Annotated in this window: 9 protein-coding genes and 1 pseudogene; 2 read left to right on the plus strand and 8 right to left on the minus strand. The window is 70.1% G+C overall.

From position 1 onward, the window contains the following. Positions 1-242: 242 nt before the first annotated feature. The 6 genes from ACGFU7_RS02470 to ACGFU7_RS02495 form a co-directional block, all read right to left on the minus strand. Positions 243-1,949, minus strand: a complete 1,707-nt coding sequence (locus ACGFU7_RS02470) for a carbohydrate-binding module family 20 domain-containing protein (RefSeq protein WP_393691491.1) — start codon at positions 1,947-1,949, stop codon at positions 243-245. A gap of 412 nt (positions 1,950-2,361) precedes the next feature. Next, positions 2,362-3,408 carry a LacI family DNA-binding transcriptional regulator gene (locus ACGFU7_RS02475; protein WP_393691838.1) on the minus strand — a complete coding sequence of 349 codons (1,047 nt, stop codon included), beginning with the start codon at positions 3,406-3,408 and terminating at the stop codon, positions 2,362-2,364. Between the two features lie 158 nt (positions 3,409-3,566). Continuing rightward, entirely contained in the window at positions 3,567-5,243 is a 1,677-nt protein-coding gene (locus ACGFU7_RS02480) for a glycoside hydrolase family 13 protein (protein ID WP_393691493.1), read from the minus strand. 101 nt (positions 5,244-5,344) lie between these two features. Beyond that, positions 5,345-6,238 (minus strand): sugar ABC transporter permease, encoded by an 894-nt coding sequence (locus ACGFU7_RS02485; RefSeq protein ID WP_393691495.1) that lies wholly within the window; start codon positions 6,236-6,238, stop codon positions 5,345-5,347. Next, a complete protein-coding gene (locus ACGFU7_RS02490; RefSeq protein ID WP_393691497.1) occupies positions 6,235-7,251 on the minus strand; it encodes a carbohydrate ABC transporter permease in 1,017 nt (338 codons plus the stop codon). The genes ACGFU7_RS02485 and ACGFU7_RS02490 overlap by 4 nt, the downstream gene beginning before the upstream one ends. Before the next feature lie 19 nt (positions 7,252-7,270). After that, entirely contained in the window at positions 7,271-8,545 is a 1,275-nt protein-coding gene (locus ACGFU7_RS02495) for an extracellular solute-binding protein (protein ID WP_393691499.1), read from the minus strand. Positions 8,546-8,902: 357 nt separating this feature from the next. Here ACGFU7_RS02495 and ACGFU7_RS02500 point away from each other — a divergent pair, with 357 nt between their 5' ends. Next, complete coding sequence (locus tag ACGFU7_RS02500) at positions 8,903-9,970, plus strand: LacI family DNA-binding transcriptional regulator (protein ID WP_382947706.1); 1,068 nt, start codon at positions 8,903-8,905, stop codon at positions 9,968-9,970. An 87-nt stretch (positions 9,971-10,057) separates the two neighbouring features. Further along, the gene (locus ACGFU7_RS02505) at positions 10,058-11,020 is read left to right on the plus strand and encodes a phosphatase PAP2 family protein (protein ID WP_393691501.1); all 963 of its coding nucleotides are present in this window, start codon (positions 10,058-10,060) and stop codon (positions 11,018-11,020) included. A gap of 181 nt (positions 11,021-11,201) precedes the next feature. On the opposite strand, the pseudogene ACGFU7_RS02510 reads toward ACGFU7_RS02505, so the two are convergent. Both ACGFU7_RS02510 and ACGFU7_RS02515 read right to left on the minus strand, forming a co-directional pair. After that, positions 11,202-12,785, minus strand: a pseudogene (locus ACGFU7_RS02510) (amidohydrolase); the annotation flags it as partial. Between the two features lie 220 nt (positions 12,786-13,005). After that, positions 13,006-15,996: a bifunctional [glutamine synthetase] adenylyltransferase/[glutamine synthetase]-adenylyl-L-tyrosine phosphorylase gene (locus ACGFU7_RS02515; RefSeq protein WP_393691503.1), complete on the minus strand. Its 2,991-nt coding sequence runs from the start codon at positions 15,994-15,996 to the stop codon at positions 13,006-13,008. Between the last annotated feature and the right edge of the window lie 73 nt (positions 15,997-16,069).

A 16,069-nucleotide genomic window follows, 5' to 3' on the forward strand; every position in this document is an offset into this window, starting at 1 on the left:
TGCACCGCGGGCAAGCCGTCCTCTTCCTGCGTCGTCCTGCGGGGATCGTCCTGGAACGCCCCGCCCCCGGGCGCCCCTCTCCCGGCGCCGGACGCCCACGTGAAGGCGACGGTGTGCCGGGAGGGGACGTCTCGGGGTGATCCCCGCAGGGTGACGCAGCGATGGGGCGGTTCGCCCGCGGTGTCGGACGAGTCCGCGTCACCCGAGGGGACGCCCCGATGCGTCCCCGGACCGGGGTGATATCAGCTGCGCCAGACGTCGCTCGTCAGCGCCGCCGTGCCGGAGGACGGCACCGTCGCGGTGCGGTTCGCGCCGCTCTCCCAGGTGACGTTGCCGCTCGCGTCCTTGCGGAGGTACTTGTACTCGAACGCCGTACCGGCAGGCATGCTCACATCGAGCTTCCAGACCGGGTACGTGGCCGGGTCGAGCTTCAGCGCGCTGCCGGTGTTCCAGTTGCCGAGGGCGGACTGGTTGCCGGTGACGTAGATGTTCTGGCCGAGCTGTGTGATGGCGTCGACGCCGAACGAGGCGCCCGAGGTGCTGGTGCCCGGGTCCGTGATGCCACCGCCCGCGCAGGTACGGGCGTTCACCTGCAGCGCGACAGCGGTGTTCGCGCCGAGCGTCGCGGTGAACTGGCCTGAGCCGTTGACGGTGACGCCGTTGCCGGACTGGACGTCGCAGTAGTCACCGGCGGGCAGCGACGTCTGGAACGTACGGGTCAGCGAGGAGCCCTCGTGGTTGATCGCGACATACGCCTTGGAGCCGCGGCCGAACGCGATCTGGTCGCCGCCGTTGTCCCACCAGTCGGTGACGGGCTCGCCGCGTGCGGTGTTGCGGAAGCCGACCATGGAGGAGATCTCGCGCCAGGCGTGCTGGCACTTCCAGCCGTCGCTGTAACAGGCGTTCACCGTGCCGCCGTTGGGCGGACCGGCGTCCTTGTCGGACCACTCGTAGCCGGAGTGGACGTCGGGCGAGCCGTACGGCCAGGCCAGCATGAAGACACTGGCGAGGGTGTAGTTGGCACCGTCCTTGTAGTTCAGTGTGTCGCCGCCGCGCTCGGTGTCGTGGTTGTCGACGAAGACCGCGGCCTTCGACGACGGCATGAAGCCCCAGCCCTCGCCGAAGTTCTTCAGGTGGGCGAGGTTCTCGTTGTTGAAGACCTGCTTGAGGCTGCGGGCGTAGCGGAACTCCTGGACGTCCCCCGTGCCGGTGTACTCGTCGGGCGAGACGGCCTCGCCCGCCCCGTAGATCGCCTCCTGCTTCCAGTAGACGCCGGGGTTGCTCAGCCGCGACTTGATGTCGGCGAGGTCGGCGGCGGGCATGTGCTTGGCGGCGTCGATGCGGAAGCCGTCGACGCCGAGGGAGAGCAGGTCGTTCAGGTATGCGGCGATCCTGCCGCGGACGTAGTCCTCACCGGTGTCCAGGTCGGCGAGGCCGACGAGTTCGCAGTTCTGGACGTTGGCCCGGTCCTGGTAGTTGCTGATCTGCGCGGTGCAGTCGTCCATGTCGGCCGCGGAGTACACACCGGGGTAGTTGTACTTGGTGTACGAGGAACCGCCGGTGCCGGTGCCCGATCCCGCCGACATGTGGTTGATGACGGAGTCGGCGACGACCTTGACTCCCGCGCTGTGGCAGGTGCTGACCATGCCGGCGAAGGAGGCGCGGTCGCCGAGCCGTCCGGCGATCTTGTAGCTGACCGGCTGGTACGAGGTCCACCACTGGCCGCCCTGGATGTGTTCCTGGGGCGGCGAGACCTGTACGTAGCCGTAGCCGGCCGGGCCGAGGGAGTCCGTGCAGGCCTTGGCCACGGAGTCGAACTTCCACTCGAAGAGAACGGCGGTGACGTCCTTGTCGCCCGGCGTGGACGCCTGGGCGGTCGTGGTGGGGGCCACGAGGGCGGCGGCGCCTGCTATCAGGGCGAGCGCTGCAGACAGTGGTCTGCGTGCCATGTTTCCTCCTGCTGTGGGGGAAATGCGGGTGACGGTGCAGCCTCACGTGGCAACGCGCCCTGCCCTCAAGGCTCCTGAAGGTTCTTGCTGCAAGAATGCAAACCTTGCCGCGGTGGAGACCGTACGAGCCTGTCCGGCCTCGGTCAACCCTTTGGACACCGCCCGCTTACATCCACGAAACCCAGCAGTTTTCTTTCTGCAAGGTCTTACGCAAAACATTGCAGCGCTGTTAAGTTTCTCCCGACTCCGGTCCGGTCGGCCGGGGGTTCCGGTGACCCCGGACCCCACGCGCCCGGCCGGCCGGGCCGGTCACGGACAAGAGAGGCACCCGGAGTCACCCACTCCCCGCCGGCCCATTCAGGGCCGACTCCCGGTGCCTCTCCTGTACGCCCGGACACCTCCGGTCCGGGCGTCAGACGCCGCGGACCGCGGCGGTGGATCCCCGTACCACCAGCTCGGGCTGGAACACATACTCCGTACGCTGCACGGGGCTGCCGCCGATCTCCTCCAGCAGGGCGCTCACCGCGGCCGCGGCCATCGCCTGTACGGGCTGACGCACCGTCGTCAGCGGCGGATCGGTGAACGCGATCAGCTGCGAGTCGTCGAAGCCCACCACCGACACATCGCGCGGCACGTCGAGCCCGCGCTCCCGGGCCGCACGCACCACGCCCAGCGCCATCAGGTCGCTGCCGCAGACGATGCCCGTGCACCCCTGGTCGAGCAGCGCACCGGCCGCGACCTGGCCGCCCTCGACGCTGAACAGCGTGGAGCAGACGAGGAGTTCGGCCTCGGCGCGGCCCAGGCCCAGCAGGTTCACGGCGGCCTCGACGAAGCCCTCCCGTTTGCGGCGGGCCGGCACGTAGCGCTGCGGTCCGATGGCCAGGCCGACCCTGCGGTGGCCGAGATCGGCGAGGTGTCCGACGGCCATCCGTACGGCGGCGGAGTCGTCGGGCGAGACGGACGGGGCGCTGATCCGTTCGTTGTAGCCGTTGATCAGGACGAACGGCACGCCGCGGTCGGTGAGCGCGGCGTACCGGGCCGGGTCGGCCGACATGTCGGCGTGCAGCCCGGAGAGGAAGACGATCCCGCCGACACCCCGTTCGACGAGCTGCTCGACGAGTTCGTCCTCGGTGGCGCCGCCGGGCAGCTGGGTGCAGAGCACCGGGGTGTATCCGTGCCCGGCCAGTACCTGTTCGACGGACTGCGCGAACGCCGGGAAGATCGGGTTGGTGAGCTCGGGCGTCACCAGTCCGATCAGCCCGGCGCTGCGCCGGCGCAGCCGTACGGGGCGTTCGTAGCCGAGAATGTCCAGCGCGGCGAGCACCCGCTGACGCGTGGTGTCCGCGACGCCCGGTTTCCCGTTGAGTACCCGGCTGACGGTCGCCTCGCTGACCGCTGCCTGGCCGGCGATGTCCGAGAGCCTCGGCGCACCGCCGGTCCCCGGGCCTCTCTTTCGGATCTTGCCGGGCTCGTGGGGGCTGACACGCGCATCTGCGGCGCTGTCGTCAGTTGCCGACGCTCCGCGTGGGCTCCTTCCTCCGCCTTGCAGCTGCACGCGCCGGCCCCCGCTCCCTGATCCGGCCTGATCCGAAAGAGAGGCCCTGGGCAGGGGGACGGTCACACCGTCCACCACACCGTGGTGTCCGCGGGCAGCTCGATCTCGGCGCCGTCGGTGACGACCGGGGTGCTGGACAGCAGGACGGTGCCGCGTACGGGGATGCGTACCGGACGGCCCGTCGTGTTGACGGTGCAGACGAAGCCGGGGCGGGCGAAGATCAGCAGACCCTCGGGGGCCTGGAGCCACTCCACCGCGGTGCCGGCGCCGAGCCCCGGGTGCACCCGGCGGGCGGTGATCGCGGCCCGGTACAGCTCCAGCGTGGAGTGGGCGTCGCCGGTCTGCGCCTCGACACTCAGCGCGCCCCAGCTGTCGGGCTGGGGCAGCCAGCTGCCGCCGTCACCGAAGCCGTACGAGCTGCCGTCGCGGGTCCACGGGATCGGCACCCGGCAGCCGTCGCGGAAGCCGTCCTGGCCCTCCGCGCGGAAGAACGACGGGTCCTGGCGGGCCTCGTCGGGCAGGTCGGTGACGTCGGGCAGGCCGAGCTCCTCGCCCTGGTAGACGTAGGCGGAACCGGGCAGCGCCAGCATCAGCAGGGTGGCGGCACGGGCCCGGCGCAGGCCCAGCTCACGGTCGCCGGCCGTGCGGATCTGGGTGCCGAGGCCGGACGGGTTGGCGAACCGGGTGGTGTGCCGGGTCACGTCGTGGTTGGAGAGCACCCAGGTGGTGGGAGCGCCGACCGGGCGCATCGCGTCGAGCGAGGTGTCGATGACCTTGCGGAGCTCGGCGGCGTCCCAGGCGGTGGAGAGGTACTGGAAGTTGAACGCCTGGTGCATCTCGTCGGGGCGCACATAGTTGGCGGTGCGCTCGACGGTCGGGGTCCAGGCCTCGGCGACGGCGATGCGTTCACCGGGGTACTCGTCGAGGATGGTGCGCCAGGAGCGATAGATCTCGTGGACCCCGTCCTGGTCGAAGAACGGCATGACGTCGTTGCCGAGCAGCTTGAGCTGGTCGTGGGTGCCGAGGTCGGGCAGGCCCTCGGCCTTGACGAGGCCGTGGGCGACGTCGACCCGGAAGCCGTCGACGCCCATGTCGAGCCAGAAGCGCAGGATCGAGCGGAACTCGTCGGCGACGGCCGGGTGTTCCCAGTTGAAGTCGGGCTGCTCGGGCGCGAAGAGGTGGAGGTACCAGTCACCCGGGGTGCCGTCCGGGTCGGTGGTCCGGGTCCAGGCGGGGCCGCCGAAGATGGACTCCCAGTCGTTGGGCGGGAGTTCGCCGTCCGCGCCCTTGCCGGTGCGGAAGTGGTAGCGCTCGCGCAGCGCGGAGTCGGGGCCTTCGGCGAGGGCGCGCTTGAACCACTCGTGCTGGTCGGAGGAGTGGTTGGGCACCAGGTCCACGATGATCCGCAGACCCAGGTCGTGGGCGTCCCGGATCAGCGCGTCGGCGTCCAGCAACGTGCCGAACATCGGGTCGATGGCGCGGTAGTCGGCGACGTCGTAGCCCGCGTCGGCCTGCGGGGACGCGTAGAACGGGCTGAGCCAGACCGCGTCCACACCGAGGTCCTTGAGGTACGGGAGTCTGCCGCGTACGCCTGCGAGATCGCCCATGCCGTCGCCGTTGCCGTCGGCGAAGCTCCGTGGATAGACCTGGTAGATCACCGCGTCCTGCCACCAGCCGGTCTGGTGGGCCGGAGCGGCGCCGGACGTGCCGGTGGAGGGGGCAGCGAGGTGCTGGGTCATGTCGTCCCTGGGGTGTCTGGGTGGGGAGCGTCGCCGGGACCGGGTCGGGATTCCGGCGGCGCCGTGACTTGGTGCGTGCGGGTCGAACGGGGCGTGCTGCGTCAGCCCTTGACGGCTCCGGCGGACATGCCGGTGACCAGATGGCGCTGGGCGAAGAGGAAGACCAGGGCCGCGGGTATCGCGATGAGCACGGACGCGGCGGTCATCGGCCCCCACTGGGCTCCGTACTGGTTGACGAAGAGCTGCAGTCCGCCCGCGAGGGTGAGGTTGTCCTCGCCGACCATGAAGGCGGAGGCGTACGCCACTTCGCCCCACGCGGTGATGAAGGAGTAGAACGCGGTGACGGCGAGGCCGGGCTTGGCGAGCGGCAGGATGAGCCGCCAGAACGTGCCGAACGGGGTGAGGCCGTCGACCTGCCCCGACTCGTCGATCTCGCGCGGGATGGTGTCGAAGAAGCCCTTCATCATCCAGGCACAGAACGGCACCGAGATGGTGAGGTAGGTGATGACGAGGCCGGCGGGCTGATTCAGCAGCCCCATGCCGGCCATGATGTTGTAGATCGGCACGATGAGGACGGCGACCGGGAACATCTGGGTGATCAGCAGCGTCCACATCAGCCCGCGCTTGCCGGGGAAGCGGAAGCGGCTGACGGCGTAGCCGGTGGAGGCGGAGATGATGACGCCGATAAGCGTGGTGAGCCCCGCGACGAGCAGGGAGTTGCCGAACCAGGTGAGGAACTTCGTGTTCTGGATCAGGTTCGTGTAGTTCTCGAACGTGGTCTCTTTGAAGAAGTCCGTGGTGGTCGCGTACGCGGCGGGCTTCAGCGAGGTGAGCAGGACCCACAGCACGGGGAAGACGGCGATCACGGACGCGACGATGAGCGTGAGGTGCAGCGCGACGGAGGCGATCGGCGAACGCGCGCCGCGCAGCCGGACCTTGCGCGCGGAGTGCCGTGCGGAGGTCGCCGGGGCGGTGGTTGCGGGGGCGGTGGTCACCAGTCGTCTCCCTGTGTGCGCAGGACTCGCCGGTAGACGGCGGCGAAGATCATCAGGAGTACGAGGATCAGCACGCCCCAGGTGGAGGACTGCGCGAAGTCGCGCGGGCTGATCTCGAAGGAGAACTTGTACGCCTGGGTGACCAGGATCTGGGTGGCTTCACCGGGTCCGCCACGGGTCAGCAGGTAGATCACCGGGAACATGTTGAAGGTCCAGATGGTGGAGAGCAGGATCACCGTGGTGGAGACCGGCCGCAGTCCGGGCAGCGTGATGTGGCGGAACCGCTGCCAGGCGGTGGCGCCGTCCATCTCCGCGGCCTCGTACTGCTCGCTGGGGATCGACTGCAGTCCGCCGAGCAGGGCGACCATCATGAACGGCACACCGAGCCAGACGTTGACGGCGATGACGGAGAGCTTGGCCCAGGTGGGGTCGTTCAGCCACGGGATGCCGTCGATTCCGCCACCGGAGAGGATCTTGTTGAGCAGCCCGCGGTCCTCGTTGTAGAGGAAGCGCCAGGCGAAGACGGAGACGAAGCCGGGGATGGCCCAGGGCAGGATGAGCGCCATCCGGTACGCGGAGCGTCCGGCGATCCTGCGGTTGAGGATGTTGGCGAGGGCCATGCCGAGGCAGAAGGTGATGGCCACACAGGAGACCGTCCACACCAGGGTCCACCCGAGTGTGCCGAGGAACTGATTGCCGGTGAGGGCGTCGGTGTAGTTGTCCAGGCCCACGAACTTGTACGTGGCGGGCATGTGGTTGACACCGATGGACCGCTCGACGTTGCGCTCATTGGCATCGGTCATCGACAGGTAGATGCCGCGGACCAGTGGATAGCCGATGATCACGCCGATCACGACGACGACCGGGGCGACCATGGTCCAGGCGTACCAGTGGGTCGACAGAGCCCGCCGGAGCCTGCTCGGCGGCGGGGGGGTGCCAGTACCGCGGCTCCGGCCGCGGGCGACGTCGTCGCCCGCGGCCTTCGCCACCGACTGGCTGGTGTGGACAGCCATCAGTCGGCCTGCCTTCCTGTTACTTCCAGCCCTTGAGGAGCTTGCGGTAGGAGTCGCCGGTCGTCTTGACGGCCTTCTCCGGCGTGGTCTGGCCGGTCAGGACCTTGGTGTACTCGGTGACGAGCGGCGCGAAGAGGCTGCCGGTCTCCGGGATCCAGGGGCGCTCGACGGCGGTCTCGACGACGGGCTTGAAGAAGCCGACGATCTCGTTGTCGACGACGTCCTCCTTGGCGTAGGCGGAGGTACGGGTCGGCAGGAGGCTCAGCTCCTTGGTGACCTTGGCCTGGGTGTCCGTGGACGTCATGTAGTCGACGAACGCGTAGGAGGCGTCGAGGTTCTTCGAGCCCGCGTAGACGGCCAGGTTGTGACCGCCCTGCGGGGCGCCCTGCGCGGCGGAGCCGGCCGGGACCGGGGCGATGCCCAGGTTGGCCTTGTCCTTGAACTCCTTGCCGGCGAAGGTGTCGGCGACGGCCCACGGACCGTTGATCATCATGGCGACCTTGCCGTCCTTGAAGGACGCCTGCATGTTCTCCCAGCCGTCCGTGGCATCGGTCTTGGCCGCACCGGAGTCGACGAGGTCCTTGACGACCTTCATCGCCTTGACACCGGCGGGGTTGTCGATCGTGACGGACTTGGTGGAGGCGTCGACCATGTCGCCGCCCTCGCCGTACAGGAAGGAGAGGAACCAGTACGCGTCGTCGCCGCGCAGGTACATACCGGTCTTGCCGGTCTTGTCCTTGATCTTCTCGGAGACGGTCTTCAGCTCGTCGACGGTCGTGGGGACCTCGACGCCGGCCTCCTTGAAGATCTTCTTGTTGTAGAAGATGCCCATGGAGTCGATGACCTGCGGCACCGCGTACGTCTTGCCGTTGTACTTGGTGGACGCGGCGGCCTGCTTCAGGAAGTCGTCCGGCTTCTGCAGCGCGGAGGTGCCGTCGAGCGGCGCCAGGTAGCCGAGGTCCGCGAACTCGGGGGTCCAGGCGACCTCGGAGCGGATGACGTCGGGGGCGGCGGAGCCGGACTGGGCAGCGTTCTTGAACTTGTTCTGCGCGTCGCCGAAGGGCACGTTGACGTACTTGATGTGGACCTTCGGGTGCTGCTTGGTGAAGTCCTCAGCGATCTTCTTGAAGACCTTGTCCTCGCTGCCCGCGGTGGAGGTGTCCCACCACGTCACCGTGCCGGAGAGCTCGCCCGAGCTCTTGCTCGTGCCGTCGGACTCGCTGTCGCTGCCGCAGGCGGTCGCCGCAAGCGCCAGGGCCGCGACCAGGGCGGTGGCCGTTATGCCACGTCGCATCTGAACTCCTTCAACTGCCGTACCGCTCCGTCGCGGCGCCGGGTCGACGTGAACGTAACAAGGATGAAAGAACGCCGAAAGAGTTTGCGGAAGATTTCTGCAAGCTTCGGCGATCGTTACATTCGCGTGTCCGCACGGTTGCCGTCAAGCCTCTTGACGCGAGCCGCCGATCCCTGGCAATGGCAGGCCACAGGCCACGACCCCGTAGTGCGACGATCTGACCGCGGTCCGCAAACCGGGCTCGCAAGACCTTGCAAGATGTTGCCGCGACAGCGCGCCGGACCGGCCCACAGGTACGGTCGTCCGATTCCTGCGGATGGTGGGCAATCCGACATACGCCCGGTACAGTCCACTTCCATGACCGCACGGCTTGCCGATATCGCAACTCAGGCGGGGGTCAGCGAAGCGACGGTCAGCCGTGTACTGAACGGCAAGCCCGGTGTTGCAGCGGCCACCCGTGAATCCGTTCTCGCCGCGCTCGACGTTCTCGGCTACGAACGGCCCGTACGGCTGCGCAGGCGCAGCGCGGGACTGGTCGGTCTGATCACGCCCGAGCTGGAGAATCCCATCTTTCCGGCGCTGGCCCAGGTCATCGGCCAGGCACTGACCCGGCAGGGCTACACCCCGGTGCTGGCGACCCAGACCCCCGGCGGCTCCACCGAGGACGAGTTGACCGAGATGCTGGTCGACCGCGGTGTCTCGGGCATCATCTTCGTCTCCGGGCTGCATGCCGACACCTCGGCCGATATGCAGCGCTACGAGCAACTGCGCGCCCAGGGCGTCCCGTTCGTCCTGGTCAACGGCTTCTCGCCCAAGGTGCAGGCGCCGTTCATCTCGCCGGACGACCGGGCTGCGATGCGGCTCGCGGTGACGCATCTCGTGTCGCTGGGCCACCAGCGGATCGGTCTGGCGGTCGGGCCCAAGCGGTTCGTGCCGGTCCTGCGCAAGATCGAGGGCTTCCGTTCCACCGTGCAGGAGCAGTTGAACCTCGCTCCGGACGAGGTGGAGGAGCTGATCCAGCACTCGCTCTTCACCCTGGAGGGCGGGCAGGCCGCCGCGTCGGCGCTGATGGAGCGGGGTTGCACGGCGGTGGTGTGCGCGAGCGACATGATGGCGCTCGGCGCGATCAGGGCCGCCCGCCGGCTGTCGATGGAAGTACCGCGCGATCTGTCGGTGGTCGGCTACGACGACTCGCCGCTCATAGCGTTCACCGATCCGCCGCTGACCACGATCCGTCAGCCGGTCACGGCGATGGGCCAGGCCGCCGTGCGCACCCTCCTTGAGGAGATCGGCGGCACACCCGCTCCGCACAGCGAGTTCGTCTTCATGCCCGAACTGGTCGTTCGGGGTTCAACGGCCGCAGGTCCCGGGCCCGCTCCGGCCTCCGCCGCCGGAGCCGTTCCAGGATCGCACGCCCGCTCCTAGCACGCAGTCCCAGCAGGCAGATATGCAGCCCGAACCCGGTCCGAGGATCATCGGGCGGGGGGAACATTTCTGGCAGACTCTGTTCCTATGGGTGAATTGAGCGTGACGTCACAGGAAGGCCGGCCGGAGGCCACCCCGTCACCCATCGTGGACGAGGCGGCCCCCGCGGCGAACGCAAGGCAGAACGCCGGGCGGCTGGGCAACGGCCCGGCGAGACTGCGTTCCCTGCGATCCCCTCGCCGGCCGCGCATCCGGTTCGAAATCCTGCTGATCGCAGCCAGTTACTGGGTGTACTCGCTGGTGCGCAACGCCGTCCCCGAGCAGAAGGCCGAAGCCCTGCACAATGCCGACTGGATCTGGTCGGTCGAGACATACCTGGGCATCGCCGTGGAGCAGACGGTCAACCATGCGGTGAATTCCGTGACATGGCTGATCGTGTCGATGAACTACTACTACGCGACGCTGCACTTCATCGTCACCGCATGTGTGCTGGTGTGGCTGTTCCACCGCCACCCCGGCCGTTACGCGGCGGCCCGTCTGGCCCTGTTCGCGACCACTGCCGTGGCGCTGCTCGGTTACTACCTGTATCCACTGGCACCGCCGCGCCTGATGAACGGCGGCCACTTCATCGACACCGTCCTGGTCCATCAGACCTGGGGGTCGATGGCCTCGGGCAACTTCAAGAATATGTCGAACCAGTACGCGGCGATGCCCTCGATGCACATCGGCTGGTCGCTCTGGTGCGGCCTGACCATCTACGCGCTGGCCGCCGCCCCCTGGGCGCGCATCCTGGGCCTGCTCTACCCGACGGTCACCCTGCTCGTGATCGTGTCGACCGCCAACCACTTCTGGCTGGACGCGCTGGGTGGCATGGCGTGTCTGGCCTTCGGATACGCGGTCTCGTACGCCTGGTACGGCTCGCTGCCGCACCACCTCGCGAAGCGGGTGCCGCTGCCACGGGGGAGGTCGCGGCTGGCCGGCCTGTCCACGGGCACACAGCACCCGATAGCGGACGCAGCGGCGCGCAATTCAAGCCCGTCCGGCGTGTGAGGGCACCTTTCGGCCCGTCCGGCGCTTGAAGACGCTTTTCAGTCCGTCCGGCGCTTGAGGACCGGGGTCCGGGGCAGAGCCCCGGTTTCGGGAAGGGGGCGGGTAGGGGAAGGCCCGCCGCAGGCGTCCACCCGCACCCCGCACCGCACCGCCCCCACCCCCGCTCACCCCTTGTGCACCACACGCCCCCCCCACACACCGTGACCCGCACCGGCGCCTCCCCCACCTCGTCCGCCGGGGCCGCCACCGGGTCCACCCCGAGCGCCGTCAGATCGGCCCGGTATCCCACGGCGATCCGCCCCGCAACACGCTGCTCCCCGGCGGCGACCGCCGCGTGCGAGGTGCAGCCCTCCAGCGCCATCAGCCCCGTCAGCGCCTGCTCGGCGGTGACCGGCTCGGTGTCGTACGCCCCGGGCAGCCGCCTCAGCCGGGCCGTGGCCAGCACCTGCCGTACGTCGTAGTGGGCGATCGGCCAGTCCGAGCCCAGCGCCAGATACGCCCCGGCATCGCGCAGGTCCCGGCAGCGCCAGGCCCGGCCGGCCCGCTCGTCACCGAGCCGTTTCGACCACGCGTCGGTGTGGTCGGCACGGGTGTACGCGGTGTGCGTGGGCTGCATCGAGGCGATCACCCCGAGCGAGGCGAACCGGGCGGCCAGGCCCCGCGGCACGGTCTCGATGTGCTCGATGCGGTGGCGGAGCAGGCCGCTCTCCCCCAGCGCCTCCACCGTGTCCAGCACATGCCGCACGGCCGCGTCCCCGATGGCGTGCGTGGCGGTCCCCACCCCGGCGTGGTGCAGATGGTGAACGGCAGCGGTGTACGCCTCCGGGTCCGGCCAGAACGCCTCGGTGCCCTCCCCGTGGCAGTCGGCGTGTTCCAGCCATGCGGTGCCGCCCTCGACCGTGCCGTCCATGAAGAACTTCACGCCGCCGACCCGCCAGAGCCGGCCCGCCTCGCTCTGCACGCGTACCAGCTCGTCCAGGGCCTCCTTGTCGGCGCCGGGCATGCACCAGGGGGCCAGTCGGAGCCGTACCGGCAGATCCGTCTCCTCCTCCACGGCGGCCAGCAGCTCGGGCACGGAACCGTCGCCGAGGTCCATCACATGGGCCCCGGTCAGACCGGTGGCGGCCATGCCGGAGAGGAGTTCCACGAGGCGGGTGCGGCGCTCGGCGTACGAGGGCCTGGGCAGCCGTTCGGCGACCAGATCCATCGCGGCGTGCTCGATCAGATGGCCGGTGGGGCGCCCGTCGGGGTCGCAGACGACGGTGGAGCGCTGGGCGAAGGCGCGGGGGCCGGTGATCCCGGCGCGTTCCAGGGCCGCGCCGCTGACCAGGGCGGAGTGTCCGTCGTAGAGCCGGATGAAGGCGGGGGTGCCGCCGATGGTGTCCTCGATGAGGGCCCGGTCGACGGGCCGGGCGCCGAAGGCGTTGTGGTCCAGGCCTCAGGCGATGACCCAGCCCTCGGTCCGTTCGGCCCCGGCGAGTGCGGCGCGCAGCTGGTCGAGGTCACGGACGGCGGTGAGGTCCGTGCCGGTGGCCATCTCCAGGCCCCAGACGGGGTGGCTGTGCGCGTCGACCAGACCGGGCGTGAGGGTGGCCCCGGCCAGGTCGACCCTCTCCGTGCCCCTCCCTCGCCACTCGCGCAGCTCGGCCTCGTCGCCGACGGCGGTGATCACCCCGTCCTTGACCGCCACGGCGGTGGCTTCGGGCCGGGCCGGGTCGAGGGTGCGGACACGGGCCCCGGTGAGGAGGAGATCGGCTGCGGGCACGGTGGGACTCCTTAGACGGTGGAGGTGGGTGTGGCGAGGCCGGGGACGGTCGCGGCCCCGTTCCCCTCCGGTGGTGACGGCTCGGCCGCGAACCGGGCGTACACCTCGGGCTTGGTGCGCTTCAGCCGACGCGCGAGGCCGAGCCCGATGGCGATTGAGGACCGGGGCCCGCTGAGGCGCGGAGCCCCGAGAAAGGCCCCACACCTCAGCAGGCACCCCCTCACGCCCCGTAGAACCGCTCCTCCACCACCGCCCGCGCCCGCCGCGTCATCCGCCGGTAGTCGTCCAGCATGTCCCCGACATGCCCCGGCTCGTACCCCAAGTACCGCCCCACCGCGGTGAGTTCACGCGGCCCCGACGGAAACGTGTCGCCCGGCCGCCCCCGCACCAGCATCACCGCGTTGCGCACCCGCGTCGCCAGCACCCACGCCTCGTCCAGCGTCTGCGCGTCCTCGCCCGAGATCAGCTCCGCCGCGCACGCCGCGGCCAGCGCCTCGCGGGTACGGGCCGTCCGCAGCCCGGGTTCCGCCCAGCCGTGCTGCATCTGCATCAGCTGAACCGTCCACTCGACATCGCTCAGCCCACCGCGCCCCAACTTGGTGTGGAGCGTCGGGTCCGCGCCGCGCGGCAGCCGTTCGGACTCCATCCGGGCCTTCAGACGGCGGATCTCGCGGACCGCGTCCTCCCCGAGGCCCTCCATCGGGTAGCGCAGCGGATCGATCAACTCGATGAAGTCACGGCCGAGTTCCTCGTCGCCCGCCATCGGCTCGGCGCGCAGCAGCGCCTGGCTCTCCCAGACCAGCGACCAGCGCCGGTAGTAGGCCTTGTACGACCCCAGCGTACGCACCAGCGGCCCGCTCTTGCCCTCCGGCCGCAGATCCGCGTCGATGATCAACGGCGGGTCGGCGGTGGGCAGTTGCAGCAGTCTCCGCATCTCGGAGACCAGCTGGTTCGCGGCCCGGCCCGCCTCCTGCTCGTCGACGCCCTCGCGTGGTGAGTGGACGAACAGCACATCGGCGTCGGAGCCGTATCCGAGCTCGTGCCCGCCGAAGCGGCCCATGCCGATGACCGCGAACCGGGTGGGGAGAGTGTCCCCCCACTGTTCGCGCACGGCGGCGCGCAGGGCGCCCGCGATCGTGACGGCGTTCAGATCGGTGACCGCGTTGCCGACCCGGTCGACGAGGGCCCCGGGGTCCTCCTCGGCGGGGCTCTCCTCCGTACCGTACGAGCCGATGAGGTCCGCGGCCGTGGTCCGGAACAGCTCGCGCCGGCGCACCCCGCGGACCACGGCGACGGCGGATTCGGCACCCTCCGCACGCCCCACCGCGGCCAGTACCTCCTGCTCCAGGTGCTCCCGGCTGCGCGGCTTCAGCCCCTGCGGATCGCCGAGGATCGCCACCGCCTCGGGCGCACGGAGCAGCAGGTCAGGAGCGAGCCGGCCGGCCGAGAGCACCCGGGCGAGGTTCTCCGCGGCCGCGCCCTCGTCCCGCAGCAGCCGCAGGTACCACGGGGTCTTGCCGAGTGCGTCGGACACCTTGCGGAAGCCGAGCAGCCCGGCGTCCGGATCGGCGGAGTCCGCGAACCAGCCGAGCAGCACCGGAAGCAGGGTCCGCTGGATGGCGGCCTTGCGGGACACCCCGGACGACAGCGCCTCCAGGTGCCGGAGCGCGGCGGCCGGGTCGGCGTATCCGAGGGCTTCGAGCCGGTGCTTGGCCGCCTTCGCGCTGAGCCTGGACTCGGCGGGCGCGAGCTGGGCGACGGCGTCGAGCAGCGGCCGGTAGAACAGCTTCTCGTGCAGCCGCCGCACCACGGAGGCGTGCCGCTTCCACGCCTGGTTGAGCTCGGTGATCGGGTCCGTACGCATCCCGAGGGAGCGCCCGAGCCGCCGCAGATCCGGCTCGTCCTGCGGGACCAGATGGGTGCGGCGCAGCCGGTAGAGCTGGATGCGGTGTTCCATGGCGCGCAGGAAGCGGTACGCGTCGTCCAGCTGCGCGGCGTCCACCCGCCCCACGTAGCCGCCCGCGGCGAGCGCCCGCAGGGCCTCCAGGGTGGTGCCGCTGTGCAGGGAGGCGTCGCTGCGGCCGTGCACCAGCTGGAGGAGCTGTACGGCGAATTCGACGTCCCGCAGCCCGCCGGGACCGAGCTTGATCTCGCGGTCGACGCGGTCGGCGGGGATGTTGTCGACGACGCGGCGGCGCATCTTCTGTACGTCGGCGACGAAGTTCTCACGGTCCGCGGCCTGCCATACGAGTGGCGAGACGGCCTCGACGTACTCCGCGCCCAGTTCGGGGTCGCCGGCCACCGGCCGGGCCTTGAGGAGCGCCTGGAACTCCCAGGTCTTGGCCCAGCGCTGGTAGTACGCGAGGTGCGAGGACAGCGTCCGTACGAGGGGCCCGTTGCGGCCCTCGGGGCGGAGGTTGGCGTCGACGGGCCAGATGGTGCCCTCGACCGTCGTGTCGGAGCAGATCCGCATCATGTGCGCGGCCAGTCGGGTGGCGGCCTGTACGGCTGCGCTCTCCTCGTAGCCGTCGACCGGTTCCGCCACGAAGATGACGTCGACGTCCGAGACATAGTTCAGCTCGTGCCCACCGCACTTGCCCATCGCGATGACGGCGAGCCGGCACTGGGCGGCGTCGGAGGGTGCGGCCGTACGGGCGATGGCGAGCGCCGCCCGCAGGGTCGCCGTGGCCAGATCGGCCAGTTCGGCGGCGGCCTCGGCGACGTCCGTCGTACCGCACACATCGCGCGCCGCTATGGCCAGCAGGCACCGGCGGTAGGCGACGCGCAGCGAGTCGGGGTCGTCGGCCCCGGCGAGCCCCTGCTCGAATTCGGCCACTCCGGGGTGCAGATCGGTGGCCTCGTAGGTGACGAGCGCATGCCAGTCGCGGGGGTGGCGGGCGAGATGGTCACCGAGCGCCTCGGACGCCCCGAGCACCCCGAGGAGCCGGTCCCGCAGCGGTTTGGCGGTGACGAGGGTGTCCAGCAGGACCTGCCGCTCGTCCGGCTCCTCGGCCTCCACAAGCCGGACGACGCCGCGCAGTGCCAGATCGGGGTCGGCGGTGGCCCCGAGGGCGTCGAGAAGCACCGGATCGGAGCGTACGGACGACAGCTCGGGCAGGTCGAGGAGCCGCTCGGCGGCGGAGGGATCGGTGAAACCGTGCCGCAGCAGTCGGGTGAATGTACTGCTCCTGCGCCCCGGCACCGTCGTCATTCCGCGCTCTCCTGCTCGCCGCCCACACACAATCCAGCATTCCGAGCCTAGCTGCGCACCGATGAATTCGTAG

Source organism: Streptomyces sp. NPDC048473, assembly GCF_043200155.1.
Classification (GTDB): domain Bacteria; phylum Actinomycetota; class Actinomycetes; order Streptomycetales; family Streptomycetaceae; genus Streptomyces.